Genomic DNA, 20,554 nt, shown 5'->3' on the forward strand with positions numbered 1-20,554 from the left:
GCGGCGGCCCTGGCGGCGGCCGCATCGCGCTTCGCCGCTTCCAGTGGCCCGCGGACGGACGGCGTCGCGGCGAAATCCGTGATATCCGGCAGATTGGCGAGCGCGTCAGCCTGGGCGGTCAATCCGGCGAGCCGCAGCCATGCGGGGGTATGAACCCTCACCATCCAGTCGGCGGCCATCGTGGCGCGGCGATTGGCGAGCGCGTCGGATCCGCGGGTGCCGACCGTCCTTGGCACGAGGGGCAGCAGCAGAACGGTCCGCTCGTCGTCGGGGAGGTCGTCGTTCCAGGAGCGCATGAAGGCGCCGATGACCGGGCAGACGCACTCGGGATGATCTGACCAGGGCTCGCCAGCGATATACGCGGCCATCTCCATGGCGCAGGCGCCGTCATCGGGCGTGTCGTGCGAGCCCTTACCGAGAACGGTGAAGCGATCGAGCCGGCTGGGATCGATGAGGGGGTTGAGGGCAGCCATCACAGCACACCCCCGACGTACAGGGCGACAACCCGCACCGCCGCGCCGAGCCCGACGACGCCGCCCACGGCAGCGGTCGCAACCGCGGCGTCCGAGATGAGGCGGTCGAGCCCGCGGATCAGCGCGTTGCGCGCCTCACGCCGGCGGGCGGCGGCGTCGATGTGGGGGATGCGGTCGCGGCGGTCGCGCTGGGCCCGGGCGTCCTGCAGGTCGAGGTGCGGGAGCGGGCCGTTCAGGCCGGCGTGGAGCGAGCGGTAGCGGGCGAGGTCGGCGTCTTGGGCTGCGAGGATGTCGGGCATCGGCGGTGCTCCATCGGGAACACCGCGAACGTAGGCTAACGCCTACCGACCGTCAATCCTGAAATTGGCTATCGCCTATCAGAGTGGCGAGTATCGTCCTACGACCAACCCGACGATCTCCACGCTGTCGTAGCCGTCGGCGTTGGGGTCGCGCGGGATCACGATCGGCTCTTGGAATTGCGGATCAGTGGAGCGCGGCGTGAGGTGGATTTCGGTTAGCCGAACCACAACCTCTTTGACCGTTAGTTCAACCAAGTCTCCGTCGCGCTGCCGCTGGACCACGACAAGATCAGCATCCTGGATGCCGACACGGGCCTGCCAATAAGGGACGGTAATAACGAAATCGCCGTCCTCGATCCGCCGACGATTCATCGACGGGCCGGACACTTTGTACGCCGTTTGTTCCAAATCGGGGTAGCGACAAGGGACGTAAGGCACTGGCTCTGATTCGACCTGCGGGGGAGCGTCTGCCGAGAACCATAGGCCGGCGGCAACGGTTCCCGCAACCCGTGCGAGTCTGACCTCCGCAGGCTGTGGTTGAGCGCTCGATGTCGCGCGACCCAACAGTATCTCGTCCAACGACAGGTCGTGCTTGCTCGCCAGCTTCTGAAGGGTTGAGGCCTGCGGGTCCTTCCCTTTCACGATCTGCTGAACGGCAGCCGCATTCAAGTCGGCGCTGAGCGACGCCGATTTCATATTCAGGCCCTTCGCCACCAAGGCGGCGTGCAGCCGTTCGCGCCAGTTATCCATAGCCTCGTGATGGCGCTGGGGTCGCCTACTGGCAAATGAGCGGACGCCTATTGACCTCGGTAGGCTAAAGCCTATTATTGCCCCCGCCATGACGACCTCTCACGATATCCTGGCCCTGATCCGGGCCGAAGCTGAGCGCATCGGCATCGCGCCGAGCACCCTTTGCCAGCGCGCAGTCCGGAACGCCGGGCTCGTGCGCAGGCTCGAAGCTGGCAAGTCGGTGACGGTGGACGTCGCCGCACGCCTCAAGTCATGGGCGGCCGATCAGCCGTCCGGCAGTGGCAATGGTCGCAAGCCGGCCGTGGATACGGCGGCGGTCGCGCCATGATCCGCCTCCTCCTCTCCTGGCTGGATCGGCGGATCGATGCGCGGATTGCCACTGCCCGGGCTGGGGGCGCGAGTGAATGCGCTCCCCAGTGCGAGATGGATGCGCCGGTTCAGTCCGGCCCCGTTGATGAGATCGGCCGCGTCAAGTTCGGTCGAGAGCTTCGTACTGATCGTTCGACAGCTTCCAGCCCGCCGTCTCCTGGCCGATTTCGGAGGCAATGACATGCAACATGTGTCTTGCCGCGCGAACAGCGTCGACATCGGAAATCGCGTTCTCAATCTTGAGCTTCGCGATGATGATGCCCTGACCTGTGTCGATCTCAAACTCGACCTCGCGCCCAGGGTAAGAGGGCTGGACGTTAGCTCGCGGCCCCATGGACTTGAGCCTGATAACGTTTTCCATTGTGTATTCTCGCCTTCCATCAGCGCCTCGACAACTCTGATGGTAGCGGCTCCGGTCGGCTTGTCCATGACAGGTCGACCGGACGCCTGCGCTTTCTTGACGGGAGCCGCGGCATGACCCGCCCCCACCCCACCACCGACCGCGGCACCTACATCGGCCTGTCTCGCACCGCGGCGGCCGACATGAACGCCCCCTCCGGAACACTCGCCAGAGCCCAGGACGAAGGGCTGCCGGTGCGAGCCCGGAACGACGAGGCTGAAGACGCGGCTGGAGGGGGCCAAGGCTTCACCGCGCAAGCCTCGGCATTCGTCACGGCGTCCGGAGCGGGGGAGGCGGTACCGGCCTACGATCCCGCTTCGGCGCCGGACGGCCGCCTCATCCTTCCGCCCGGCTGGCGCCTGAGCGCCGACGGCGACCGCCTCTCCCCGCGGAAGGCCTGAGATGCGCCTCGCCGCCATCCTCGTCCTTGGCGCCATTGCGCTCGGGCTCATCGCCTCCGCCGGGTGCTTCTCGAAGCGGGCCAGCGTGCCGAACCCGGCCAACGGGCAGGCGCGGGCGCTGTCGGAGGTGGCGCGATGAGCCGGCCCTGCTCCTACGATCACGACGCGGCGCGTGCCTGCGTCGCGGCTGGCGAGACCTACGCCCAGGTCGCGCAGCGCTTCGGCGTCACGCGATCGTCGATCAGCTGGCTGTTCCGGAAGGAGCCCATCGGCCGCCGACATCCGAGCCGGGTGAGTGACCGCGGCAACCGGCGCCTGCTCGCCGCGCTCGGCGTCGACGGCCGCGACCCGGTCCGCGTCGCACGTGAAGCTGCCGTGTCGGCCCGAGTCCGCGCCCTGCGTGCCGAGGCGCGCACCGGTGGAGCGCTTCTCGTCGGCCCGCTCACCATCGCCGCCGCCCACGCCGCCGGCCTGACCCTCGACGACATCGAGGAGGTCTTTGCGGTCCCGCCGGCCGAGGCCGCCCGCGTGATCGCTGCACACGGGGTCCGCTGAGATGGAGAAGATGACCTTCGCCATCGGCATCTTCGTGCTCTTCGTGACAGCCATCGGTGTCGCGGCCTCGCCGCCCCGCGGCGGCTTGCGGACTGCCGCTATCGGTGGTGCCGCTCTCGTGGCGCTGCTGATCTGGCTCTTCGTGTTCCGCCTGCTGTTCGGGGCCGCCGCATGAGCGCGGCCCGCCCGATTCCTCTCCCCGCCGCCAGCCCCCGATGGCTGCGGGCGAGGGCCGCCGACGCTCATCGCACCCTTCCGGGACTGCGTCGGCGGTCTTCCCTCTCGCGCGATCGTCTCCGCCTGCAAGCAGCCGACCGCGCCTGTGTAGTTCTGCGTATCTCCGTCCACCTCCCACATCTGCACCGCTCCCTTGCTGCCCCTAAGGAAAGCATGGGATTTTTTGCAGATGTGCAAAAAGTGTTTGCGGGTGACGCAAATGCCTGAAGCCGATGTGCTGCGCGCTCGTTCGATGGCCTCCGACCTCCTTTCCTGGGAGACGCGCGGCCCGGGCGACACCGCCAACGCCATGCGCCGGATCGCGACCCGGTACGGCGTCCCCTACAGCGCCCAGTGGGCGCTCCGGTACCGCCCGCCGAAGCGCGTGTGGTCCGACATCCTGAAGACCCTCCAGGCCGCGCACGCCGCCGAGCGGGAGCGCCAGTTGAGGAAGCTCGCCCATGACGTCGAGATCACCGCCCGGGTCGCCGGGGCTGATCACCCTGCGGTGGCTGCGGCTGAGGCTGCTCTTCGCGCGAGCGATGCGCCCGCCAGAGTGGATGCGCAGGCTCTGGACCCGCGAGCGCCGGCCCGAGGCCGCGGAACGGCGGAGGCGGTGAGCCGTGGCTGAGCCCTATTCCATCGACACCCGCGTCGAGGCCGTTCCGCTCGGCCTCGTCGTCGAGACCTCGACCGTGCCGGCGACGATCTCGCTGATAGCCGAGCCCGACAGCGTGATCCTGGCCGTCAGCGGCCCGGGTTCGCGCACGACTACCGGCTGCCGCTCTGGGCGCTCGAGCACTTGGAGCAGCAGGGCGCGCGGGCGGAGGCCGAGGCGCTCGCGTCAGCCGACGCCCCCTGATCAACCGAAGGAGCACACATGTCCCTGAAGCCGATACGCTCGTTCACCGACCTCGTCACGGTGCTCAACCGCGGCCGGTTCTCCGAAAAGCTCGACGAGCATCTGACGCACGCCGTCGAGACCCTGGAAGCCCTGCCCGATCAGAAGGGCAAGGCCACGATCACCATCACCCTGACGGTTGCCTACCAGGAGGGCCGGATCGAGGTGGTGCCCAACGTCAGGTCGAAGCTGCCCGAGGACAAGGGGTTCAGCGGCACGCCGTTCTGGGCCGTCGAGGGCGGGTTCTCCGTCCAGCATCCGAGTCAGTCCGACATGTTTGCCGGCCCCCGGGGCGTGAATGCCCGCGAGCGCGACCGCGACGTCGGCTGATCCGGTCCCGGCCCTCAACATCACCATCAGGAGAGCGCACCATGGCATCGATCCAAGGAACCCCCACCCTCGTTTCCGGCGAAGCCGAAGCCATCCAGAAGGTCGCCGATCTGGCGATCGCCGGCACCAAGCCGGAAATCGTCATGGTGCCGACGTCTGGGCTCGGCGACGGACTTCCGGCCCAGGTGCCGGCGCTGCTTAAGCCGGCGACTCCCGGTGGGCAGCCGGGGGCGCTTCTGCCGGTCCGCGACCTGATCGAAGGCTACCGCCTCGGTCCGGCCCGCCGCACCGGCACTGCCCGCGTCACGACCCTCGACGCTTTCATCGCGCTCGTGAATCGCCACAAGGACGCCGGCTCGGTCATCTTCGCGAAGACCGATTGGCCGAACCCGGCGCTCACCGCCATCATCGACTATCACTCTGAGACCAACGCACCCCGCCACGGCGAGCACCGCATCGCCTACGCCTTCCCGGTGACGCCCGAGTTTCAGGCCTGGATCGCCGCCAACGGCACGAAGATGGGCCAGGGCGAGTTCGCCCAGTTCCTCGAGGAGCACGCCGCCGAGCTGGCGGCCCCCTACGACGCCGAGGTCGTGACCTACGAGCGCCTGTTCAAGGCGAAGTTCGCGACGCCTAACGAGCTGATCGACCTCGCCCGCAGCCTCGAGATCCATGTCAACGCGCAGGTCAAGAACGCCGTCCGGCTGCAGAGCGGAGAGGGCGAGGTCGTGTTCCGCGAGGAGCACGTCAACGGCGCCGGCGAGAAGGTGACGGTGCCGGGCGTGTTCATGATCAGCCTGCGCAGTTTCGTGGACGGCGAGGCGGTTCGGATCCCGGCGCGGCTGCGCTACCGGGTCTCGGGCGGCGCGATCACGTGGTCCTTCCAGCTCTACCGCTGGGAGGACGAGCTGCGCGCGCGGGTGCAGCACGATCTGATGCGGGCGGCCGACGAGACAGGGCTGCCGTCCTTCGAGGGTGCGCCCGAGGGGCGCTGAACCCATCGCGGGCGGTTGTTGCACCGCCCGCCTCTTCCCCAGGCCGGAAGCTCCGCATGACCCGCCGCCGTCCCGAGCACGACATCCAGGTCAAGATCGTCAATCGCCTCCGCGGCGAGTTCGATGCGGTGGTGGCGGCCGTCCCGAACGGTGGTCGCCGCGGCAAGCTCGAGGCGGTCTCGCTGCTGGAAGAGGGTGTCGAGCCGGGGCACCCGGACCTGATCGCTTACGGCCGCGAAGGGCGAACGCTTCTGCTTGAGGTGAAGGCGCCGGGCGGCAGCTTGAGCCCGGTGCAGCGCCGCCTGATCCCGGACCTGCGCGAGCGCGGCTTCCCGGTTGCGGTGGTGCGCGGCGTCGCCGAGGCGGTAGCGGCGATGCGGGAGGCCGGGTTCGGCCCCCGCCGCGCCCCCACGCCCGAGCCGATGACGGAGTTCTGACGCATGGCCGCGCCGCAGACCCACGCCGCCGCACGCCGCCGAGCCGTCCCGCACCAAGCCGCCCTGCCGCTGTCGAGCGGCGAGCGGAAGCTGCGCGAGGACGAGCAGCTGTCGAAGCTCTACCGCGCCTACAAGCGGGCGCAGATCCAGGCGCTCCTCGACGGGCCGTTCGGCACGCAGGTGCGCGAGCTGGACCGGTTCATGCGCCGGATGGAACTGCAGGACGGGCCGAAGCTCGTCGAGCGCTTCCGCGAGGCCTTGGGCTGGATCGGGCTCATGGACATGGACAGCCGGTTCAGCCTGCTGCGCCTCGCCAGCCGCCGGATCGTCGCGCTGCGCGAGCGGCACGGGCTCGAGCCGTTCAACGACGGCGTCGTGGGCGACCCGCCGCGGACCTTCCACATCATCAAGGATCTTCTCGGATGCCGGTGAGAGCCGCGGGCCACACGGCCGTCATGGCAAGCCGGCGCGAGCCGCCGGACAGCCTTGAGTTCTTTCCCACCCCGCCCTGGGCGACCCGGGCGCTTATGCGCCACGTGCTGCCGGCGTGCCTCAGCGGTTTCCATGTCGCCTCAGTCTGGGATCCGGCTTGCGGCGAGGGCCACATGGTCGAGGTGCTGCGAGAGGAGATCGCGTTCGTCCAGGCGAGCGACATATTCGACTACGGTCGAGGCTACCCGGTGGCCGACTTCCTCGACGTCGGCACGGCCACCAGCACGCCTGTCGACATGATCGCGACCAACCCACCGTTCCGGCCGGCTGCCGCCTTCGCGACGAAGGCGATGACCCTGGCGCCCGTGGTCGCCCTCCTGCTGCGCACCGCCTGGATTGAGGGCGTCGAGCGCTACGAGACCCTGTTCCGCGACCGGCCGCCGACCCTCTTCGCCCCGTTCGTCGAGCGCGTCCCGATGACCAAGGGGCGGTGGGACCCGAAGGCCAGCACTGCGACCAGCTACGCGTGGTTCGTGTGGGTGCGTGATCGGCATCCGCTCGCGCCGTTCTGGATCCCGCCCGGCTGCCGGCAGGCCCTCACCCACACCAGCGACGCCGTGCGCTTCGGCGCTCGCGCGCCGGCCCCGCTCCTCTCGGCCGCGGAGTGAGCACCATGCGCACCTTCCGCGACCTCATCATCTTCAACCCGGGCACCGCCGGCATTTTCACGATGGGCGGGGACGCCGTCCGGCTGACGGCTGCGATCAAGGCCGTCCCCGGGGCGCGCGAGGCTGCGGTGGCCCTCGGCGACCCGTTCAACCGCGCCCGGCGCGAGCGGGCCCTTGCGATCCTCGAGGCGCTGCCAGCGCGGCAGCAGGAGAAGATCCTGTCGGCCTATCGGAAAGCGAAGCGCGACGAGGTGGCCGCATGACGTGGTCGCCGCAGCAGGACGACGCGCTGAAGGCCGTCGGCGCCTGGCTCAAGAGCAAGAGCAAGGCGCCGTATTACCTCGGCGGGTTCGCCGGGACCGGCAAGACCACGCTCGCGCGTCATCTCGCCGAGGGGGTGAAAGGCGACGTGCTGTTCGCCGCGTTCACCGGCAAAGCCGCGCTGGTGATGCAGAAGAAGGGGTGCCTCGGCGCCTCGACGATCCACAGCCTGATCTATCGGCCGAAGCCCAAGCGCGACGGCGGGGTGACCTTCGTCCTCAACGAGGACAGCCCGGTGGCTGAAGCGGCCCTCGTCGTGGTCGACGAGTGTTCGATGGTGGGACCGGAGCTCGGCCACGACCTGATGAGCTTCGGCCGCAAGGTGCTGGTGCTGGGCGATCCCGCGCAGCTCCCACCCGTCGACGGCGCCGGCTACTTCACCGGCCGTGACCCGGACTTCATGCTGACCGAGGTCCACCGCCAGGCCGCGGACAACCCGATCATCCGCATGTCGATGCAGGTGCGCGAGGGTGGCCGTCTCGACCTCGGCAGCTACGGCGAGAGCCGGGTCATTCCCCGCGGTGCGCTCGGGCGGAAGGTGGTGCTCGACGCCGACCAGATCCTGGTCGGGCGCAACCAGACCCGGCGCGGCGTGAACGCGAAGGTGCGCACGCTGCTCGAGCGCAACCCCGCTGGTCCGGAGGTCGGCGACCGCCTGGTCTGCCTGCGCAACAACAAGGACAAGGGCCTACTGAACGGTGGGCTTTGGGACGTGGCCGAGACCGGGGCCGATGACGGCGTAACGGTCGAGATGGCGGTGACGTCCGAGGACAAGCCGGACTCGGACCCGCTGCCGGTCGAGGTCCGGACCGAGTTCTTTCACGGCCGCGAGGACAGCCTGACCCCGCGCGAGCGCCGCGGCCTCGACGAATTCACCTACGGCTACGCGCTCACCGTCCACAAGAGCCAGGGATCGCAGTGGGACCGCGTCGTGCTGTTCGACGAGGGCGACGCGTTCCGCGAGCACCAAGCGCGCTGGCTCTACACCGGGGTGACCAGGGCGGCCGAGCAGGTCGTGGTGGTGCGGTCATGATGCGCGGCTACGAAATCCTCGAAGAGCAGCGCCGCGGGCAGTTCCCGACCCAGGAGCACGTCGAGTGGTTCGCGAGCCGCGGGATCGCGTCCATGGACATGTTCATGACGTGGGACGGGTTTGCGCATCCCCTGCGGCTCGACCGCGTCGTGTTCCTGCGCAACGGCCGGTTCGAGTTCGAGCGCCATCTGCGTCGCGATCGCGAAGGCGTCGTCACGGCCTACACGGTCGTGATCCGGAACGACCGCGGGTTCGTCGCAGACATCGCGGCGTGGCACCCGAAATCCGACAGGCTGGCGACCTGGCTCGGGCGCTGCGCGATGCTCGGCGAGGACGACCTGTACGCGGCGCGGCTGCGCGAGGCGCTACGGGTGCACCTGGACCCGATCGGATGGTTCAGGGAGCGGCGACAGGGCGTCGTGATCGTCAACGAGGCCGCAGCGCGCCCGCTGCTGCTCCAGGCCGGGCCGCTGCACACCGCCTCCGTCGGGCACGGCCGCGCGTTGCTCGCCATGCTGAGCGAGGTCCGACTCCCGACCGTCCTGGCGGACGACACGACGGAGGATGCGGCATGAATAAGAGTGTCGTCCGTGTACTTCCGACAGGCAAGGTCAAGTCGGCTGATGGAGAACCGCGACATCTCGGGTTCGACATCGTGACCATGAACGAAGAATACGCTCTCATTTTAATTGGATCAAAGTCGCTCGTAATGCATCAACTGCCGGATGCACCCGCCGATCAACGTGTTCGTATCCTCTCGATGAGCGCATTTCAGGATTGGTTCTCGAACAAGTTCACGGAGGTACGGACGGCCGACGGCGACGTGAAGATGGTGACCTGGGCCAACGCGTGGCACCGAAATCCCGATCGGCGGCAGTATCGCGGTATTGAGTTTCATCCGAACCCGGACGGCGTTGCCGGCACGGCGGGCTACTACAACACGTGGCAGGGATTCGCGCACAGGCCGGTGGCGAAGCCGCATGGCTACGGCGTGTTTCGCGATCACCTCCTCACCAATGTCTGCGGCGGTAATCAGAAGCTCTACGACTGGGTGTTCGCATTTTTCGCCCACATGTTTCAGCGCCCACGCGAGCGCATCGGCGTTTCGCTCGTGTTCCGGGGCAAGATGGGCTCGGGCAAGACCAAGGTCGGCGAGGTATTCGGATCCCTGCTCTCGGTTCATTACCTCCTTGTAGACAGCCCCCGCTATCTCGTTGGGCAGTTCAACGCGCACATGACGTCTCTGCTCTTGCTGCAAGCGGACGAGGCGGTCTGGGCCGGGGACAAGAACGCCGAGGGTCGCCTGAAGAGCCTCGTCACCAGCAGCGTGCAGATGATCGAGGCGAAGGGCGTCGACCCGATTCCGATGAAGAATTTCGTGCGGCTGATCCTGACCTCGAACGAGGATTGGGTGATCCCGGCCGGCAAGGAGGAGCGGCGATTCTGCGTCCTCGATGTCGGCGACCGCTGCATGCAGAACAGCACCTACTTCGCAGAGATGGATGCCGAGCTCGACAACGGTGGCCGAGAGGCCCTGCTGTCGGATCTGCTCTCGTTCGACCTCTCGAAGGTGGACCTGCGACACATCCCCAAGACCGGCGCGCTTCTCGAGCAAAAGATCCACTCGCTCGATCCGGTCGACGCGTGGTGGCTCGACCGGCTCGCATCCGGATCGCTGCTTGAAGATGATGGCGAATGGCTGACCGAGGTCGGATGCACGGCCCTCTATCGCAGCTACATCGCGGCAGCCGATCGCATCGGCGTGAAGCGCAAGAGCGACCCCAACGCTTTCGGCACCCGGCTGCACAAGCTCGTTCCCGGCCTGGCAAAGCGACGGCCCCGCGCTGTCGCGCCGCGGTGGAGAGACGAGGAAGATGGGGGAAGCAAAAGACCATGGCTGTATGTCATGCCATCCTTGGCGCATTGTCGCGAGGCCTTCCAGGACCAGGTTGGCCAAGCCGTCGAGTGGCCTGACGAAGATAAGCCGCCCTGATTGGTCCAGGCGATCTTGGACCGGGCTCAACGGCTTGGACCAGATAAGTCATTGAAAACAAAGGGTGGTCCAAGCGGTCCAAGCGGTCCAAGCAAAAAACGCCCCCGCGCGCGTGCGCGCAACGGATCGGCCGCATGCATGCTGCCTGCAAAAATCCGGAAAACCGTTTGGACCGTTTGGACCGCCTGGACCTCTATTTAATATCAATGACTTATCTGGTCCAATCAAAAAAATATAGATTGGACCACTTGGACCACTATCGAACCAGGAGCACACCGATGCCCGACACTACCCCCCTCGACCTCGTCGCCCTGACCGGCGACCTCGTCCAGGCCTACGTCGCCAACAACTCGTTGCCCGCGGCCGACCTGCCCGGGCTGATCGCCTCGGTGCACACCGCCCTGTCGGGCCTCGGTGCCGTGGAGTCCGAGCCGGTGAAGCTCGAGCCCATCATGCCGATCCGGAAGACGGTCACTCCGGACCACCTGATCAGCCTCGAGGACGGCAAGCCGTACCGGACCCTGAAGCGGCACCTAGCGGGGCGCGGCCTGACGCCTGACGAATATCGCCGCAAGTGGTCGCTGCCGGCCGACTACCCGATGGTCGCGGCGAACTACGCGGCGCAGCGGAGCGAGCTCGCCAAGGCCTCGGGGCTGGGGTCGAGCCGGAAGCTTCGGGCGGTGCCCGCCGCGGCCTGACAGGGCCAAGAACCGGCCTAGCTCGGCCGTGGGCGGGCGTTTGCGGTCTGTGACCTACGATGCCGCATCACGGCCCGGAATGCCCGCCAGCGGGCAACCTCGTGGAAATTTGGGCTGGCGCTTCGGCGCCGGCCTCATCCTGCAGCGTGGAGGCGTACCGTGACGAAGAATCAGCGCAACCGCCGCAAGGCCCGCCGGCAGCAATCCGTGAAGCACGCCCAGACGGCCGCGCGCCACGATCGTGAGAAGGCCATCAAGCGGCGGCTGCGGGCCCGCGAGCGGGTGATCCTGCCCTCAGGCCGGGAATGGCTCGCCGTCGAGGCTTACCCGCTCAGCGGCTCGCGCTGTGCCCGTGCTCTGACAGCCGCTGGTCTGCCGGTGTTCGAGGCTCGGGAGAAGGTGCGCGAGCAACGCGAGGGTGGGCCACCGCGCGTCGCCATGGTGCCGGTGATGCGTCGGGTGCTGTTCGTTGGCCTGCGCAGCTGGTCCGACATGCGGCTGATCGAGGAATGCCGGCATGTGTGGCAGGTCTTCGGCGCCAACGGTGGCGGCCTCGGATGGGTCCACCGCGAGCAGTTCCGTCAGGCGTTGCTCGATGCCGACATCTGGGGTGATCGGGCGGTACCGTTCATCGCCCCGGGGCCGATGCAGGAGTTCGCTGACCACGTCTGCGACTACAAGCGGTGGGATCCGCTGACCGAGACCTCACACGTCGTCACCGGTGATGAGGCGCTGGCTCTGCTCTACGGGGCGGGCGACCGTGTGCGGGTCATCAGCGGGCCGTTCGCGTCGTTCCCGGGTGTCGTGGAAGCGCATGATCGGAAGACCGACCTCTACACCGTCGGCGTCAGCATCTTCGGGCGCGTTACACAGGTTCCGTGTGAGGAACGCCATCTCGAAGCGGCGTGATACTTGCAAGGATCCGTTCTGCGCTATACGTTGCGCCTCAGGCAATCCAGCTCCAGCGTAAGGGGCCTTCCCTTCGCGAAAGACGCGCCCCGGTTGGGGCCCGCCCGGCGGCTGCCGGCAGCTTGGACCCGGCCCACGCAGGTGTAGCACCTGGCGAGGCTGCCGGTTTACCTATGTCGATTTACTAAAGTAGCGAGAAGTAGCAATGCGCGGTGCCAAGCCCGGCGAGCGCCGCGGCGGTCGCGTGAAGGGCGTTCCCAACAAGACGACGGCCGATGTCAAGTCTGCCATCCTGAAGGCGTTCGAGAAAGCCGGCGGGGTCGACTATCTCGCGAAGATCGCTGAGGAAGATCCGAAGACGTTCTGCGCCCTGCTTGGCAAGGTTATTCCCCTGCAAGTCACTGGCGACGCCGATAACCCGATCGCCGTAGCCTTCACCTTCAAGCTTGATCGGCCCAAGCAGTCGTGAAGTTTGAGTACGAGCGCCCTTGGCTCGCCGACTATCAGCGCGAGGCTTTATTCGGCTCTCAGCGCTATGGCGTCGTCGAGGGTTCGACCAAGTGCGGGAAGACCGCTCCGTGCCTGATCTGGCTCGCCGAGCAGTGCATGTTCGGCGGCGAGGGGCGGAATTACTGGTGGGTGGCGCCGGTCTACACCCAGGCCGAGATCGCCTACCGCCGGATGAAAGAAGGACTGCCGCGCGAGATGATCCGGACGCACGATTCGGAGCGCTGGATCGAACTGCCCGGCGCGCGCCGGATGTGGTTCAAGTCGGGCGAGAAGGCAGACAACCTCTACGGCGACGACGTCTACGGCGCCGTCCTCGACGAGGCGAGCCGCCTGCGGGAGGAGAGCTGGTACGCTGTCCGCTCGACGCTCACCGCGACGCGAGGGCCGGCGCGCATCATCGGCAACGTGAAGGGCCGCAAGAATTGGGCGTTTGCCTTGGCGCGCAAGGCCGAGGCCGGTGCGCCGGACATGTCCTATAAGAGGATTACCGCCTACGACGCGATCCAGGCCGGCATCCTCTCGCAGGCCGAGATCGATCAGGCCCGGGCGGATCTGCCCGAGGCGGTGTTCCGCGAGCTCTATCTGGCCGAACCGTCCGACGATGGCGGCAATCCGTTCGGTCTCAAGGCGATCGGTGACTGCGTCGGCGCTCTATCCGGCAGCGCCCCGGTCGCATGGGGCTGGGATCTCGCCAAGTCCGTCGACTGGACTGTGGGCATCGCGCTCGACATCGACGGGCGGGTCTGCCGGTTCGAGCGGTTCCAGAAGCCGTGGGACGCCACCATGGAGCGCATCGGCGAGGTGACCGGCTCCGTGCCTGCCCTGGTCGACTCCACCGGCGTCGGCGACCCGATCCTGGAACTGCTGCAAAAGCGCTCGGGCTCGAATTTCGAGGGCTTCAAGTTCACGTCGGAGTCGAAGCAGCGCGTTATGGAGGGGCTGGCGGTCGCGATCCAGAAGCAGGAGATCGTGATCCCGGCCGGTCCTATCCGCAGCGAGCTTGAGAACTTCGAATACGAGTACACTCGCACCGGCGTGCGCTACACCGCGCCTGAGGGCTTCCACGACGATTGCGTGTGTGCGCTGGCTCTGGCGGTGAGCCACAAGGCGCACGCCCGCCATCCCCTCAAGATCACCTCTGCCGCCCTGGCCGCCGCACGCCAGCGGCCGCCCCTTCGCTTCGGGATCCGGGTATGAGGCGTTCCACCCGCCGCCAGCGCGCCAAGGCCCGGCGCCAGGCCGCGCCGCAGGTCTCGGTGACCGAGGCCATGCTGAAGGTCGGTCACGAGATCCTGGCGCGGGCCAAGGCCAAGAAGGCCGCGCAGCCCGTCAACCCGTTCAAGCCGGCCGAGCACCCGGCCGGATTCATGCCCGACGGCGGGCTGGCGATGGACGACGCCCTGACCGATGTCGGGTCGTGGGCCGCACAGGTCTCGAGCGATTTCGCCGGCTCGGACTGCCAGCACTTCCTCGGGTTCGGCCCGCTCTCGCTTCTGGCGCAGCGGCCGGAGTACCGGCGGATCACCGAGGTGATCGCGACGGAGGCGACGCGGAAGGGCATCAGGATCACCGCCAGCGGCCCGGACAAGGCCAAGCGGGTCAAGGCGATCGAGGCCGAGTTCAAGCGCTTCCGGGTCATGGACCTTATGCGGAAATGCGCAGAGCAGGACGGCTTCTTCGGGCGGGGTCACTGCTACGTCGATCTCGGCGAGGTCACCCGTGACGAACTCGCCACGCCGATCGGCACCGGATCGGACGGGGCCAGCCGCACCAAGGTCCAGAAGGGCTCCTTGCAGGGCTTTCGCACCATCGAGCCGCTGTGGGTCGTGCCGACCGGCTATAACGCCAGTGACCCGCTCGCCCCGAACTGGTATCGGCCGACCGCCTGGTTCGTGCAGGGCCGCAACATCCACGTCAGCCGGCTGCTCACGTTCATCGGCCGCGAGGTACCGGATCTGCTGAAGCCGGCCTACAGCTTCGGCGGCCTGTCGCTGACGCAGATGGCCCGGCCCTACGTCGACAACTGGCTGCGCACCCGGCAGTCGGTTTCGGACCTCGTCAGCGCCTTCTCGGTGATGGTGCTGGCGACTCGGATGGGCAACGCGCAGGGCGCCGTCGGCGAGGACTTCTTCAACCGGGTCGAGCTGTTCAACCTGACCCGCGACAACCGCGGCGTCTGGGTGGTCGACAAAGAGACGGAGGACATGAAGAACGTCAGTGCGCAGTTGAGCACGCTGGACGTTCTGCAGGCCCAATCGCAGGAGCACATGGCCTCGGTGAGCGGCATCCCGCTCATCAAGCTTCTCGGCATCCAGCCGGCCGGCCTGAACGCCTCGTCGGAGGGCGAGATCCGCGTCTTCTACGACTGGATCCATGCCTACCAGGAGGCGCTGTTCCGGCCGAACCTGACCACTATCCTCGGGCTGGTGCAGCTCAACCTCGACGGCGTGGTGGATCCCGAGATCGGGTTCGAGTTCGAGCCCCTGTGGTCGCTCTCGGACAAGGAGCGGGCCGAGGTGGCGAAGCTGGAAGCCGAGACGGATCAGCTTCGGATCGACAGCGGCGTGATCGCCCCGACCGAGTCCCGCAAGCGCCTCGCCGACGACGCCGACAGTCCCTACCACGGCCTCGACCCGGACGACGTGCCCGAGACCGAGGAGAACGACGAAGACGACCTCGGCGAGGGCGACGACGGCACATCGCCGACCGTCCGCCGCCTGTTCGACGCCGCCCGGGCGCAGCGGGTGGCCGCGGAGTAGCTGCCCATGCGGCGCATCTACGGATACGGGCTCGGAGCGTTCGCGCTGGCCGCGACCGCCGTCGGGGCGCAGCAGTACCAGAATTGGGTCGGGCCCAACGGCGAGCAGATGCCGGGCTTCGTGCTCGGGTGCCCGACCGGGGTGGCGCGGCAGGTCGTGCCGTGCGGCGGCATGGGCGCGCCGCTCAACGTGATGACGGCGCCGTTCGTGCGCGCCGTACCGGATCCGATCATCTTCGATGGGGTCACGACCACTCCGAAGCAGTTCGCGGTCACGAAGCCGGCGACCGCCACCACCTACCGGTTCGTGAACCCCTGCGACGTCGACATCCGCATCCGGCGCGTCGGCAGCATGTCGGAAACGGTCACGGCGACGACTGGCATTCGGTACTTGGCCCGGACGAGCGAGGTGGTGGGCACGAGCAACCCGAGCTTCGTGTCGATCATGGCGGTGTCCCCGCCCTCGTCGCCCTGCGCGCCCGAGTTGCTGTACGGGAACGGGTCGTGATGCGCGCCGCGCTCACTGCCGCCCTGCTCCTGGCGCTCGCGCCGGCGCCGCTCGTTGCCCGGGGTATCGGCAGCCCTGGCATGGGGCCACCCGGCCCGGCCGGGGCGCAGGGACAGCCTGGGTCGAAGGGGGAAGCGGGTGCGCAAGGTGCAATGGGGCCCGCCGGACCAGCAGGCCCGCCTGGAGATCCGGGAGCAGCTGGCCCGGCAGGCCGAGATGGAGCGCCTGGTGTTCAAGGGCCCCCGGGGCCGCCGGGCGCAGCCGGCGCGACCGGGCCTGCTGGGATGGCTGGTCCGACAGGAGCGGCCGGGCCCAGGGGTGAGGCCGGTCCCGCTGGCGCTACCGGGCCAGCCGGCTCACGTGGTGATACGGGACCAGCAGGAGCACCGGGCGCTGCTGGCGCGCAGGGAGTAGCAGGGGCGAAGGGGGACACTGGTCCCGCCGGATCGCCCGGGCCGACAGGCGCACAGGGTCCGGCGGGTTCGCAGGGTCCAAAGGGCGAGACAGGCTCGCAAGGCCCACAGGGTGCCACCGGGCCCGCGGGGCCGCAAGGCTCGCCCGGCCCCGCCGGCACCTCCGCCCCGGTCTACGGCACCGCCGGACTCATCTCCGGAGCCAAGGTGTGGGTCGGCTCAACCACCACCGACACGAACGGGAACTTCAGCCAATCAATCGCCGCCGCCGGCTGCACGGCGGCGCCTATCAGCGTCCAGGTGCAGGCCGTCTCCGCCGACCAGACCGCAGCCGCGACGCTCTGGCCGAACGTCGTGACCCGGACAGCCAGTACGATCACCGGCAGCGTGACCAAGCCGAACAACGCGACGGTCAATCTGCTCGGACTCGCCAGCCTGACGCTCGTCCCGAACGCGAAGGCGGGCGCGGGCATCACGGTTCTGATTGAGGCCGTCTGCCAGTAGCGCCGCGCCCCCTCAACCGGCATCCTGCCTCGTCACAGCGAGGCGCCCATGATCGATCTGCCCTGGAACGAGCTATTCGGTGAGCCTGTACCGGACCCGACCGCGCCGCGCCGAGACGATCCTGCGGCCGGTGCACCCGAACGCGGGCCTCGAGGCGGAGTACCGCCGGAGGCTGACGGCCCTGATCGACGAGATGGGCCGCTCGCTGACCTACTGGCTGAGCGCGGCCTACCGCGGCAACAGCCCGGAGATCGCCGAGGATGAGCTTCCGGCCGAGACGATGCGCCGGGCCATCCGGCGTCTCGCCCGGCGCTGGCAGGCAAATTTCAACGACCTCGCCGACGACCTGGCGGCCCACTTCGCGAAGTCGGTCGGTGAGCGCAGCGACGCGAACCTGAAGGCGGCGCTGAAGAAGGGCGGGTTCACCGTCGAGTTCAAGATGACAAGGGCGCAGCGCGACGTGCTCAACGCCGCGGTGCACGAGAACGTCAGCCTGATCCGGTCCATCCCGCAGCAGCACCTCGCCCAGGTTGAGGGCATGGTGATGCGGTCGGTGCAGACCGGGCGTGACCTGGGGCAGCTGGCGGACGACCTTCAGCAGCAGCTGGGGGTGACGAAGAAGCGGGCGGCGCTGATCGCCCGGGACCAGAACAACAAGGTCACCGCGGCGCTCACCCGTGCCCGTCAAGTTGAGATGGGTCTGACCGAGGCCGTCTGGCGACACTCGGGCGGCGGCAAGCACCCCCGCCCGAAGCACGTCAAGGCCAACGGCCAGCGCTACGATCTCCGCGTCGGCCTGCCGATCGGTGACAAGGGACAGAACGTCCTGCCTGGCGAAGAGATCGGGTGCCGCTGTATTGGTCGAGCCGTGATCCCCGGCTTTGCTTAGGAGCTTGTTCGATCTATAATGAGCGAGGCCGCGAAGGTGTTGGAGCACCAACGCAGCCTCTGACCAATCAAGCGTTGGAGCGCTCGAATGGCTACACGGGATGTACCCTATCAAGGGCAGGGTGTCAGCAGGGTGCAGTTGGCCGCAAACCGCGAAGCGGGGCTAAAACGCTGCTTTGTCTGTGGGTCGACAAAGCCCTTCACAGATTTCAGTGCAGATCGCAGTAGATCTGACGGGCGGCAACCCCGGTGCAAAGCGTGCTACGCGGCCTACAGCGCAGCGCGATCAGGGCCTAAGCGACCTCGACTGACCGATGAGCAAAAGGCCGAAAACCGTCGCAAGCTCGCAAGGCGCTATCGTGAACGCAATAAAGAAAATCTGAGAGTAACATCGCGCGCTTGGTACGATGCCAACAAGGAAGGGTTTGCTGAATACCAAAAGAAATGGCGATCTGAAAACATTGAGCGCCATAGGGCGGTGCAGCTTGAATGGCGGAAGGCAAATGCCGACCGCATCGCTGTCCGCAATAAAGAATACGCATCAGCCAACCGGGCCAAGTACCTTGCGCATACCCGCTCCCGACAAGCGCGAAAGATGCAGGCTACGCCAGTCTGGGCGGATCTGAAGAAGATAGAAGCGATATACGCGGAGGCCGCCCGCCTGACAGCGGAGACCGGCGTACCGCACCACGTCGATCATATCTACCCGCTACGCGGGAAGACGATGTGCGGTCTTCACGTTGAGAACAATCTTCAAATCCTCACGGCAGTCGAGAATTTGTCTAAGGGCAATAGAGTCGACGATCCCGGTTGAGGTGCATCAAGGATATGTCACGTGGCCCGGCAAGACGCGCTAGCTTTTGATCGGGGAACTTCACGCGTCTACGACGCGGACGGGCACCTGCACGTAAGGCGGACCCCGGTTAGCAAGGCCAACGTTTGCGAGTATCTCGGGAGTGAGATCCCTGGCTGCGCTGATCTTGGCCTTGATCCAACCCGCCGCTATAAGCTTCTGCGAGATCCAGAAGAACTTGCAAAGGCGGCGGCAAGCTTTAACAACAAGCCCCTGCTCTACACGCATCGGCCCGTCTCGGCAGACGATCATGATCATAAGATCACGGTTGGTACCGTCTCAAATCCAGAGTTCGAATTCCCCTTTCTGTATACCGATCTGACGTGTTGGGACGGAAGGGCGATTGCGACTGTAGAAGACGGGTCGCAAAAAGAACTATCAAGCGCATATCGCTATGTGCCTGATATGACGCCCGGTAATTTTCAGGGCGAGCGATATGATGGCCGCATGACGCAAATTGATTGCAACCATGTTGCCTTCGTAAAGAGGGGCCGAGCCGGCCCTGATGTCGTTGTTGGCGACTCACATAAAGGTTTTGTCATGCCCACGCGCAATCTGTCGCCGGTGGCCGCTCTGGTGCAGAGCGCGCTTATGGCTCGTTACGGATCCAAGCTCGCCATGGATGGCAGCGTTGATCTTGGCCCGGTGGTCGCCGGCCTCACGCCGAAGAATTTCAGGGCGATGATGCCGGCTGTCATCCTCGGCGCCATGAAGGCTCTGCGGGGAAAGCTGGCCCAGGATGCCGATCTCAACGCGGTCGCCGAGGTCATCGAGGCCCTGGCGCCGATCGTCGAGGCGCTGGAGGAGCCGGTCGCGTCCGCCGACCCGATCGACGACCCGGAGGCCAAAGACGAGGGCGACGCCGATCTGCGCGCCATGCTGAAGGCCAAGGGCCTCTCCGACGAGGAGATCGACCGCATCTGCGCCATGGGTGGCGCGCCGGTGATCGACGAGAAGGACGGCGACAAGGACGACGCCAAGAAGGCGATGGACGCCGCGATCCGCACCGCGGTCGCCGCCGCGCTGAAAGGTACCGTGTCCAAGCCGGCCATGGACGCGGCGATCGCCGAGGCGACCGAGAAGGTGCGCACCGAGACCACCGCCCGTCTGGCCGCAATCGACGAGGCCCGCCGCTTCGTCCGCCCGTGGGTCGGCGAGCTCCCGATGGCCTTCGACAGCGCCGAAGCCGTCGAGCGCCAGGCCCTGACCGTGCTCGGCAAGGCCCACGCGGGCAAGCACCGCGACTCGCTGCGCGACATCATCGAAGCGTGCCCGAAGCCCGGCGATGGACCGAAGACCAAGCCCCGCCCCGCCATGGATGCCGCCGGCGCCCAGTCCTTCGCCGAGCGCTTCGGCACCGCCCGCATCGGCCGCGCCGCCTGATCGGCCACCGACACAGGAGACGAGACGATGTCCTTCCCCAAGACTGTCAGCTACGCGCCGGCGCCCGCCGTCGAGGGCGACTTCTGCGACGCCAATCCGCGCTCGACCGTCAACGCTGGCCCGGGCGGCCTCGTCGTCGGGCCGGCCGGCGCGATCATCGGCCGGTTCTGCTGGGCGACCTCGCCCAACGACGCCGACGGCGCCCCGGCGACCATCACCAACTCGGGCACCGGCGCCCCGACCGGGTTCCTGCACCGTGAGCAGCAGGGCCTGATCACGCCCTTCCTGGCCGAGTCCGGGATGGCGATGCTTCCGGGCATGCCCGCCACGCTGTTCAAGTCGGGCGGGTTCTGGGTGCGCAACGCCGGCGCGGGCGCGGCGGCCTACGGCAACAAGGTGTTTGCCAGCAACACGGACGGCTCGGTCAGCTTCGGCGCGGCCGGTGCCACGGTGGCCGGCTCCACCGAGACCAAGTGGTTTGCCATGTCCGTCGGGGCAGCGGGCGAGCTCGTGAAGATCTCCGCCACGCCGAACGGCTGATGCGGATCGGCAGCGGA

Annotated in this window: 30 protein-coding genes and 1 pseudogene; 27 read left to right on the plus strand and 4 right to left on the minus strand. The window is 67.4% G+C overall.

Annotated elements, in window-relative coordinates; translation table 11 throughout:
- From VQ02_RS19725 to VQ02_RS34800, 3 genes and pseudogenes are all read right to left on the minus strand, one after another.
- Positions 1-473, minus strand: a pseudogene (locus VQ02_RS19725) (hypothetical protein); the annotation flags it as partial.
- Positions 473-772 carry a hypothetical protein gene (locus VQ02_RS19730; protein ID WP_048445922.1) on the minus strand — a complete coding sequence of 100 codons (300 nt, stop codon included), beginning with the start codon at positions 770-772 and terminating at the stop codon, positions 473-475. The gene VQ02_RS19730 and the pseudogene VQ02_RS19725, both read right to left, overlap by 1 nt.
- Before the next feature lie 78 nt (positions 773-850).
- The gene (locus VQ02_RS34800; RefSeq protein ID WP_053080452.1) at positions 851-1,522 is read right to left on the minus strand and encodes a LexA family transcriptional regulator; all 672 of its coding nucleotides are present in this window, start codon (positions 1,520-1,522) and stop codon (positions 851-853) included.
- An 88-nt stretch (positions 1,523-1,610) separates the two neighbouring features.
- On the opposite strand from VQ02_RS34800, the gene VQ02_RS37320 reads away from it, so the two are divergent.
- The gene (locus VQ02_RS37320) at positions 1,611-1,850 is read left to right on the plus strand and encodes a hypothetical protein (RefSeq protein WP_157080719.1); all 240 of its coding nucleotides are present in this window, start codon (positions 1,611-1,613) and stop codon (positions 1,848-1,850) included.
- A gap of 141 nt (positions 1,851-1,991) precedes the next feature.
- On the opposite strand, the gene VQ02_RS19740 is transcribed toward VQ02_RS37320, so the two are convergent.
- A complete protein-coding gene (locus VQ02_RS19740) occupies positions 1,992-2,252 on the minus strand; it encodes a hypothetical protein (protein ID WP_048445923.1) in 261 nt (86 codons plus the stop codon).
- A gap of 113 nt (positions 2,253-2,365) precedes the next feature.
- Between VQ02_RS19740 and VQ02_RS19745 the strand changes: the two genes are divergently transcribed.
- The 26 genes from VQ02_RS19745 to VQ02_RS19855 all read left to right on the plus strand — a co-directional run bounded on the left by VQ02_RS19745 (position 2,366) and on the right by VQ02_RS19855 (position 20,537).
- Positions 2,366-2,692: a hypothetical protein gene (locus VQ02_RS19745; RefSeq protein ID WP_048445924.1), complete on the plus strand. Its 327-nt coding sequence runs from the start codon at positions 2,366-2,368 to the stop codon at positions 2,690-2,692.
- Position 2,693: 1 nt separating this feature from the next.
- Positions 2,694-2,831, plus strand: a complete 138-nt coding sequence (locus tag VQ02_RS37325) for a hypothetical protein (protein WP_157080720.1) — start codon at positions 2,694-2,696, stop codon at positions 2,829-2,831.
- Positions 2,828-3,247, plus strand: coding sequence for a hypothetical protein (locus VQ02_RS19750; RefSeq protein WP_048445925.1), 420 nt, complete (start codon positions 2,828-2,830; stop codon positions 3,245-3,247). Before VQ02_RS37325 ends, VQ02_RS19750 begins: the two co-directional genes overlap by 4 nt.
- Before the next feature lie 10 nt (positions 3,248-3,257).
- Positions 3,258-3,422: a hypothetical protein gene (locus tag VQ02_RS37330; RefSeq protein WP_157080721.1), complete on the plus strand. Its 165-nt coding sequence runs from the start codon at positions 3,258-3,260 to the stop codon at positions 3,420-3,422.
- Between the two features lie 261 nt (positions 3,423-3,683).
- Positions 3,684-4,094, plus strand: coding sequence for a hypothetical protein (locus VQ02_RS19755; protein ID WP_048445960.1), 411 nt, complete (start codon positions 3,684-3,686; stop codon positions 4,092-4,094).
- Between the two features lie 249 nt (positions 4,095-4,343).
- Positions 4,344-4,694, plus strand: coding sequence for a hypothetical protein (locus tag VQ02_RS19760; RefSeq protein WP_048445926.1), 351 nt, complete (start codon positions 4,344-4,346; stop codon positions 4,692-4,694).
- A 41-nt stretch (positions 4,695-4,735) separates the two neighbouring features.
- Positions 4,736-5,689, plus strand: coding sequence for a DUF2303 family protein (locus VQ02_RS19765; protein WP_048445927.1), 954 nt, complete (start codon positions 4,736-4,738; stop codon positions 5,687-5,689).
- Between the two features lie 56 nt (positions 5,690-5,745).
- Positions 5,746-6,126, plus strand: coding sequence for a VRR-NUC domain-containing protein (locus VQ02_RS19770; RefSeq protein WP_053080453.1), 381 nt, complete (start codon positions 5,746-5,748; stop codon positions 6,124-6,126).
- Positions 6,127-6,129: 3 nt separating this feature from the next.
- Entirely contained in the window at positions 6,130-6,558 is a 429-nt protein-coding gene (locus VQ02_RS19775; protein ID WP_048445928.1) for a hypothetical protein, read from the plus strand.
- Positions 6,549-7,226, plus strand: a complete 678-nt coding sequence (locus tag VQ02_RS19780) for a hypothetical protein (protein ID WP_048445929.1) — start codon at positions 6,549-6,551, stop codon at positions 7,224-7,226. The genes VQ02_RS19775 and VQ02_RS19780 overlap by 10 nt, the downstream gene beginning before the upstream one ends.
- A 5-nt stretch (positions 7,227-7,231) precedes the next feature.
- Positions 7,232-7,489, plus strand: a complete 258-nt coding sequence (locus tag VQ02_RS19785; RefSeq protein ID WP_048445930.1) for a hypothetical protein — start codon at positions 7,232-7,234, stop codon at positions 7,487-7,489.
- Positions 7,486-8,580, plus strand: coding sequence for an ATP-dependent DNA helicase (locus VQ02_RS19790; RefSeq protein ID WP_048445931.1), 1,095 nt, complete (start codon positions 7,486-7,488; stop codon positions 8,578-8,580). Before VQ02_RS19785 ends, VQ02_RS19790 begins: the two co-directional genes overlap by 4 nt.
- The gene (locus VQ02_RS19795; protein WP_048445932.1) at positions 8,577-9,155 is read left to right on the plus strand and encodes a hypothetical protein; all 579 of its coding nucleotides are present in this window, start codon (positions 8,577-8,579) and stop codon (positions 9,153-9,155) included. Before VQ02_RS19790 ends, VQ02_RS19795 begins: the two co-directional genes overlap by 4 nt.
- Entirely contained in the window at positions 9,152-10,573 is a 1,422-nt protein-coding gene (locus VQ02_RS19800; RefSeq protein ID WP_157080722.1) for a primase-helicase family protein, read from the plus strand. Before VQ02_RS19795 ends, VQ02_RS19800 begins: the two co-directional genes overlap by 4 nt.
- Positions 10,574-10,851: 278 nt before the next feature.
- Positions 10,852-11,271, plus strand: a complete 420-nt coding sequence (locus tag VQ02_RS19805; RefSeq protein ID WP_048445933.1) for a Ros/MucR family transcriptional regulator — start codon at positions 10,852-10,854, stop codon at positions 11,269-11,271.
- A 159-nt stretch (positions 11,272-11,430) separates the two neighbouring features.
- Positions 11,431-12,180 (plus strand): KOW domain-containing RNA-binding protein, encoded by a 750-nt coding sequence (locus VQ02_RS19810; RefSeq protein WP_048445934.1) that lies wholly within the window; start codon positions 11,431-11,433, stop codon positions 12,178-12,180.
- A 205-nt stretch (positions 12,181-12,385) separates the two neighbouring features.
- Positions 12,386-12,649: a hypothetical protein gene (locus tag VQ02_RS19815; protein WP_048445935.1), complete on the plus strand. Its 264-nt coding sequence runs from the start codon at positions 12,386-12,388 to the stop codon at positions 12,647-12,649.
- Positions 12,646-13,887 carry a terminase large subunit domain-containing protein gene (locus tag VQ02_RS19820; RefSeq protein WP_063838498.1) on the plus strand — a complete coding sequence of 414 codons (1,242 nt, stop codon included), beginning with the start codon at positions 12,646-12,648 and terminating at the stop codon, positions 13,885-13,887. Before VQ02_RS19815 ends, VQ02_RS19820 begins: the two co-directional genes overlap by 4 nt.
- Positions 13,884-15,449, plus strand: coding sequence for a DUF1073 domain-containing protein (locus VQ02_RS19825; protein WP_048445936.1), 1,566 nt, complete (start codon positions 13,884-13,886; stop codon positions 15,447-15,449). The genes VQ02_RS19820 and VQ02_RS19825 overlap by 4 nt, the downstream gene beginning before the upstream one ends.
- 6 nt (positions 15,450-15,455) lie before the next feature.
- Positions 15,456-15,956 (plus strand): hypothetical protein, encoded by a 501-nt coding sequence (locus VQ02_RS19830; RefSeq protein ID WP_048445937.1) that lies wholly within the window; start codon positions 15,456-15,458, stop codon positions 15,954-15,956.
- 138 nt (positions 15,957-16,094) lie between these two features.
- Positions 16,095-16,370 carry a hypothetical protein gene (locus tag VQ02_RS39330; protein WP_048445938.1) on the plus strand — a complete coding sequence of 92 codons (276 nt, stop codon included), beginning with the start codon at positions 16,095-16,097 and terminating at the stop codon, positions 16,368-16,370.
- 206 nt (positions 16,371-16,576) lie between these two features.
- Positions 16,577-16,873: a hypothetical protein gene (locus VQ02_RS39335; RefSeq protein ID WP_245239793.1), complete on the plus strand. Its 297-nt coding sequence runs from the start codon at positions 16,577-16,579 to the stop codon at positions 16,871-16,873.
- Positions 16,874-16,952: 79 nt separating this feature from the next.
- Positions 16,953-17,762, plus strand: coding sequence for a phage head morphogenesis protein (locus VQ02_RS19845; RefSeq protein ID WP_245239794.1), 810 nt, complete (start codon positions 16,953-16,955; stop codon positions 17,760-17,762).
- 87 nt (positions 17,763-17,849) lie between these two features.
- Positions 17,850-18,575 (plus strand): hypothetical protein, encoded by a 726-nt coding sequence (locus VQ02_RS38760; RefSeq protein WP_209437037.1) that lies wholly within the window; start codon positions 17,850-17,852, stop codon positions 18,573-18,575.
- A 21-nt stretch (positions 18,576-18,596) separates the two neighbouring features.
- A complete protein-coding gene (locus tag VQ02_RS35855) occupies positions 18,597-19,997 on the plus strand; it encodes a DUF2213 domain-containing protein (RefSeq protein ID WP_167350773.1) in 1,401 nt (466 codons plus the stop codon).
- A gap of 27 nt (positions 19,998-20,024) precedes the next feature.
- The gene (locus VQ02_RS19855) at positions 20,025-20,537 is read left to right on the plus strand and encodes a structural cement protein Gp24 (protein ID WP_048445941.1); all 513 of its coding nucleotides are present in this window, start codon (positions 20,025-20,027) and stop codon (positions 20,535-20,537) included.
- Positions 20,538-20,554 lie beyond the last annotated feature (17 nt).

This window comes from Methylobacterium variabile, assembly GCF_001043975.1.
GTDB classification, from domain to species: Bacteria; Pseudomonadota; Alphaproteobacteria; order Rhizobiales; family Beijerinckiaceae; genus Methylobacterium; species Methylobacterium variabile.

What these genes read in the sequence shown, in the direction of transcription:
- VQ02_RS19730 (WP_048445922.1), bottom strand. Translation starts at nt 772, where the DNA reads ATGCCCGACATCCTCGCAGCCCAAGACGCCGACCTCGCCCGCTACCGC.
- VQ02_RS34800 (WP_053080452.1), bottom strand. Translation starts at nt 1,522, where the DNA reads ATGGATAACTGGCGCGAACGGCTGCACGCCGCCTTGGTGGCGAAGGGC.
- VQ02_RS37320 (WP_157080719.1), top strand. Translation starts at nt 1,611, where the DNA reads ATGACGACCTCTCACGATATCCTGGCCCTGATCCGGGCCGAAGCTGAG.
- VQ02_RS19740 (WP_048445923.1), bottom strand. Translation starts at nt 2,252, where the DNA reads ATGGAAAACGTTATCAGGCTCAAGTCCATGGGGCCGCGAGCTAACGTC.
- VQ02_RS19745 (WP_048445924.1), top strand. Translation starts at nt 2,366, where the DNA reads ATGACCCGCCCCCACCCCACCACCGACCGCGGCACCTACATCGGCCTG.
- VQ02_RS37325 (WP_157080720.1), top strand. Translation starts at nt 2,694, where the DNA reads ATGCGCCTCGCCGCCATCCTCGTCCTTGGCGCCATTGCGCTCGGGCTC.
- VQ02_RS19750 (WP_048445925.1), top strand. Translation starts at nt 2,828, where the DNA reads ATGAGCCGGCCCTGCTCCTACGATCACGACGCGGCGCGTGCCTGCGTC.
- VQ02_RS37330 (WP_157080721.1), top strand. Translation starts at nt 3,258, where the DNA reads ATGACCTTCGCCATCGGCATCTTCGTGCTCTTCGTGACAGCCATCGGT.
- VQ02_RS19755 (WP_048445960.1), top strand. Translation starts at nt 3,684, where the DNA reads ATGCCTGAAGCCGATGTGCTGCGCGCTCGTTCGATGGCCTCCGACCTC.
- VQ02_RS19760 (WP_048445926.1), top strand. Translation starts at nt 4,344, where the DNA reads ATGTCCCTGAAGCCGATACGCTCGTTCACCGACCTCGTCACGGTGCTC.
- VQ02_RS19765 (WP_048445927.1), top strand. Translation starts at nt 4,736, where the DNA reads ATGGCATCGATCCAAGGAACCCCCACCCTCGTTTCCGGCGAAGCCGAA.
- VQ02_RS19770 (WP_053080453.1), top strand. Translation starts at nt 5,746, where the DNA reads ATGACCCGCCGCCGTCCCGAGCACGACATCCAGGTCAAGATCGTCAAT.
- VQ02_RS19775 (WP_048445928.1), top strand. Translation starts at nt 6,130, where the DNA reads ATGGCCGCGCCGCAGACCCACGCCGCCGCACGCCGCCGAGCCGTCCCG.
- VQ02_RS19780 (WP_048445929.1), top strand. Translation starts at nt 6,549, where the DNA reads ATGCCGGTGAGAGCCGCGGGCCACACGGCCGTCATGGCAAGCCGGCGC.
- VQ02_RS19785 (WP_048445930.1), top strand. Translation starts at nt 7,232, where the DNA reads ATGCGCACCTTCCGCGACCTCATCATCTTCAACCCGGGCACCGCCGGC.
- VQ02_RS19790 (WP_048445931.1), top strand. Translation starts at nt 7,486, where the DNA reads ATGACGTGGTCGCCGCAGCAGGACGACGCGCTGAAGGCCGTCGGCGCC.
- VQ02_RS19795 (WP_048445932.1), top strand. Translation starts at nt 8,577, where the DNA reads ATGATGCGCGGCTACGAAATCCTCGAAGAGCAGCGCCGCGGGCAGTTC.
- VQ02_RS19800 (WP_157080722.1), top strand. Translation starts at nt 9,152, where the DNA reads ATGAATAAGAGTGTCGTCCGTGTACTTCCGACAGGCAAGGTCAAGTCG.
- VQ02_RS19805 (WP_048445933.1), top strand. Translation starts at nt 10,852, where the DNA reads ATGCCCGACACTACCCCCCTCGACCTCGTCGCCCTGACCGGCGACCTC.
- VQ02_RS19815 (WP_048445935.1), top strand. Translation starts at nt 12,386, where the DNA reads ATGCGCGGTGCCAAGCCCGGCGAGCGCCGCGGCGGTCGCGTGAAGGGC.
- VQ02_RS19825 (WP_048445936.1), top strand. Translation starts at nt 13,884, where the DNA reads ATGAGGCGTTCCACCCGCCGCCAGCGCGCCAAGGCCCGGCGCCAGGCC.
- VQ02_RS19830 (WP_048445937.1), top strand. Translation starts at nt 15,456, where the DNA reads ATGCGGCGCATCTACGGATACGGGCTCGGAGCGTTCGCGCTGGCCGCG.
- VQ02_RS38760 (WP_209437037.1), top strand. Translation starts at nt 17,850, where the DNA reads ATGGCTACACGGGATGTACCCTATCAAGGGCAGGGTGTCAGCAGGGTG.
- VQ02_RS19855 (WP_048445941.1), top strand. Translation starts at nt 20,025, where the DNA reads ATGTCCTTCCCCAAGACTGTCAGCTACGCGCCGGCGCCCGCCGTCGAG.